This window comes from Rhodopseudomonas sp. BR0C11, from assembly GCF_010820945.1.
Lineage (GTDB): Bacteria > Pseudomonadota > Alphaproteobacteria > Rhizobiales > Xanthobacteraceae > Rhodopseudomonas > Rhodopseudomonas palustris_H.
In genome coordinates, this window is sequence record NZ_QTKI01000464.1 from 1 (window position 1) to 3,480 (window position 3,480).

Annotated in this window: 4 protein-coding genes; 2 read left to right on the forward strand and 2 right to left on the reverse strand. The window is 63.9% G+C overall.

Annotated elements, in window-relative coordinates; genetic code table 11:
• Positions 1–538: LysR family transcriptional regulator (locus tag DYI24_RS23455; protein ID WP_164574039.1), on the reverse strand; the 538-nt coding region annotated here is incomplete at its 3' end.
• Between the two features lie 80 nt (positions 539–618).
• Between DYI24_RS23455 and DYI24_RS23460 the strand changes: the two genes are divergently transcribed.
• Both DYI24_RS23460 and DYI24_RS23465 read left to right on the forward strand, forming a co-directional pair.
• Positions 619–1,572, forward strand: a complete 954-nt coding sequence (locus tag DYI24_RS23460) for an NAD-dependent epimerase/dehydratase family protein (RefSeq protein WP_164574040.1) — start codon at positions 619–621, stop codon at positions 1,570–1,572.
• 620 nt (positions 1,573–2,192) lie between these two features.
• Positions 2,193–2,792: a hypothetical protein gene (locus DYI24_RS23465; protein WP_164574041.1), complete on the forward strand. Its 600-nt coding sequence runs from the start codon at positions 2,193–2,195 to the stop codon at positions 2,790–2,792.
• 143 nt (positions 2,793–2,935) lie between these two features.
• On the opposite strand, the gene DYI24_RS23470 is transcribed toward DYI24_RS23465, so the two are convergent.
• Entirely contained in the window at positions 2,936–3,445 is a 510-nt protein-coding gene (locus tag DYI24_RS23470; RefSeq protein ID WP_349627810.1) for an ASCH domain-containing protein, read from the reverse strand.
• Positions 3,446–3,480: the final 35 nt, after the last annotated feature.

Here is a 3,480-nt window from a genome sequence, read left to right on the forward strand (position 1 = left end):
CGCTGGCCACCACCGATTTGCCGCCCGGTGCGGTGAGTATGCCGATCGCCGCACCGGGCGGCAAATCGGTGGTGGCCAGCGCGAAAGCGAAATCCAGCGCGCCGCTCTCCATGCGCTCGCGCAGATCCGCGCGGTAGGGCTCGAAGCGCAGATCGATGCCGGGCGCCTCGCGAGCCAGCCGCGCCATCAACGGCGGTGCCAGCAGCACGGTCTGATTGTCGGACGCCGCGATGCGGATAGTGCGCTGTTCGGTGGCCGGGTCGAACCGGCGTTCGCGAAACAGGTCCTTGAGATCGGCGACGGCGACGCTCAGGAGCGGCACCAAGGCTTGCGCCTTCGGCGTCAGCACCAAACCATGATGACCGCGGACCAGCAGCGGATCGGCGAGCAGAATGCGCAAGCGCGACAGTGCGCGGCTCATCGCCGGTTGGCTCAGGCCGACGTCCTGCGCCGCGTGGGTGACGTTGCGCCGGCGCAGCAGCGCCTCGAGCGGCGGCAGCAGATTGAGGTCGAGCCCGGCTAAATTCACTTCGCGCATGACGATGATATAAACAATGCATTTTTGATATGCAACGAAAGCACTTAGTCTGCTGTCATCGACTTTGAAAGGAGTTGCCCATGACGCCGGAGATCGTCGTTCTCGGCTACGGCCCGGTCGGCCGCGCCACCACCGAACTGCTCGCAGCCAAAGGCGTTGCGGTGCGGGTAGCGCAACGATCCAGGCCCGCCGATCTTCCGCGCGGCGCTACGTTTCAAGCCTGCGACGTGCTCGACCCCGCTTCGGTCGCAGGTGCCGTCGCGGGCGCCAGGCAGATCGTCGTCGCGATCGGCTTTCCCTATGTCGGCGAGGTGTGGCGCACCGCGTGGCCAGCGGCGATGCAAAACCTGCTCGCGGCCGCCGCTGCGGCGAATGTGCGGATGGTGTTCGTCGACAACCTGTATATGTACGGCCCGCAGCACGCGCCGCTGCGCGAAGACATGCCGCTGACCGATGCCGGCGTGAAACCCGCAGTGCGCGCCGCCATCACGCGGCTGTGGACGGCGGCGAGCGCCGCCGGCCAGGTGCGCGTCGCGGCGCTGCGGGCGCCAGATTTCTACGGGCCGGGCGTCGGGCTGTCGCATCTCGGCGATCTCGCGTTCGGCGCACTCGCCGAGGGCAAGCGCGCGATGCTGATCGCGACGCCGGACACGCCGCACGACTTCGCCTACGTACCGGATATCGCGCGCGCGGTCGCGACCCTGCTCGACGCCCCGGACGACGCCTTCGGTCAGGCCTGGCACATGCCGAGCGCGCCGATCCGCACCCCGCGTCAGATTCTCGAACTCGGCGCCCGGGCGCTCGGCATGCCTGCGCGGATCACGTCACTGCCGCAATGGCTGCTGCCGGCGATCGGCACGGTGTCGCCGATGCTGCGGGAGATGAGCGAGATGCGATTCCTGTGGGATCGTCCGTACCGGGTCGATGCGCGAAAATTCACCAGCCGGTTCTGGTCGGACGTCACCCCGTTCGAGATCGGCGCCGCGGCGACCGCGTTGTCGTTCCGCGAACGGGCCGCTGCACTGGCGGCGTGATCACTTAGTGAAAATCCCGCGACGGCGGCAGGATGCGGACGTCGCGGGGGTGGCGTCGGCGTTGGGCGGGGGCATCGGACGTGTCGCGAACGTGAAGCTCGCCGCAGCGAACGACCGACCGCGCGTCGCCTTGCGGCGCGCCACCGGCGGCGGTTTTGGGCGATCAGGTCCGTGCTTCCGGGGACGGGCGCGATGCTTTTCGCTCCGCTGCATCCGGCGGGCTTTCCCCGCCTTCGCTCGTCCCGCGTCCAGCGAACTAACAAGTCGCAGAGCCCCGTAATATATTCGGACGGAGACCCGATGCCTCCCGGACGCGGGCTTGCGAGCCCCGTCGCGCAGGACGCCGCGTCACTCCGGCTTCGCCAGCCACGCCGGCTCCGCCAAAGTCGCCCGCCTGTCACCCAGCCGACCGATCTGCCCCCACCAAGACGCCTCATGATACGCCCCTCGTTGGACAGGACGGGTAGTCGAACCAGGATTTTGTCAGGACGCAGGGCTACGGAATCTTGGTGCGCGAGAGCGGATCTGAAGTCCGACCATGTCGAGAGAGCCAGAAGGCCAATTCTCCTCTTGCGTCCGCTGTTGTACGATTGCGATGCGGCAATCGTGGAGTCGCCTGGATGAGCACGACATCTTGGATCAAGCCAGTATTGAGCGCAGCCTTGTTGCAAACACTCGCTTCGGCTGCCGTTTGCGAAGAGACGAGAGCACAGCAGGGTGATCTACGCTGGCGGACTTCGACGTCCGAGGGTCGATCATCTCTCGTCCAGGCATCTTCCGACGCGACGGACGCCGTCGGCCGCTTCGCGTTCACATGCGTCGTGAAATCTGGAAACGTCGCCGTCTCGGTGGCGATGACGGATGAGCAACGCTCCGCATTCGCGGCGCTGCTGACCAGCGGTGAATATCCCACGGTCGCGCTGTCGGACGGACGGACCAAGTCGGCACTTGCGAAGCTTGAATTCGGAGATGCTGACGGCTGGTCGTATGCTTTCACCGTTCCGGTTGACAGCAAGTGGCTCGACGATTTCGAGAAGACTGGCACAGTGCGCCTTGCGATCGGAAAGACCATCAGGGACGGCGACAGCCTCAATGTCGGACTCGGCGCGATCAACGACTTTCGAAGCCAGTGCAGAAAGACGCATCAAACACCGCCGCCCGCTGTCCGGCCGCTTCCGCGAACCCCTCCGAACCCCGACGTGTTTCCGCCAGCGAAATAGACCTCTCCTGAGGCGCGCTAGCGACGGTTCGTATGACGGCCGCACGGGCTCCCGAGAGCGATACACGAGAGGACCGTCAGCTGATCGCCTCGGCCAAGAGCGCTTTGGGCCAGAAGCGGAAATGAATGGCTTCCTATTCGCATTCAGGACGGAGTCGAGCCAATGCGTTCGACAAGCTCAAACCGTTCACACCAGAGCATCATATCCGGCGCATATCTTCCAAGTCGCATGAAGTATCGCGTGTGCGCCTCGCGCCAGTATTGCAAAGAACGGTCACCTTCACCTTCATCGAAAGCAAACGCCTCATCGACTTCGTCAAAGCGTCGTTTCGTCAATTCAATTGTCTTCAGGACGGCCTTCGGAACGCCTTGCCCGTCTAGGACGACCATCAACTTACCGACCTCCGCAGAAAGCAGGCCCTGACTTTCTGCCCAGCAGGTCGCACGCTTTGTTCCCGAGAGAACAAGCTCAACAAGCCTGTTCGCCAAGTCGGGACTATCGCCGAATGAAAATGTCTCTAAGTTTTGCCATTCCATTTCGAAAGGGTGCTTGCGGATTTGAGTGATGTCAACGATGCGACGTGCCCGAGGCATTGCGAAAACGCTGCAAAACATACCGAACGTCGAATGGCCGCTTAGGGTCATAAACGGCATCACACCCCTTCAATGAAAATCCCGTGACAGCGGCA

Excerpts from the sequence above, each read along its gene's own strand:
- DYI24_RS23460 (WP_164574040.1), top strand. The coding sequence starts at position 619 with ATGACGCCGGAGATCGTCGTTCTCGGCTACGGCCCGGTCGGCCGCGCC.
- DYI24_RS23465 (WP_164574041.1), top strand. The coding sequence starts at position 2,193 with ATGAGCACGACATCTTGGATCAAGCCAGTATTGAGCGCAGCCTTGTTG.
- DYI24_RS23470 (WP_349627810.1), bottom strand. The coding sequence starts at position 3,445 with ATGCCGTTTATGACCCTAAGCGGCCATTCGACGTTCGGTATGTTTTGC.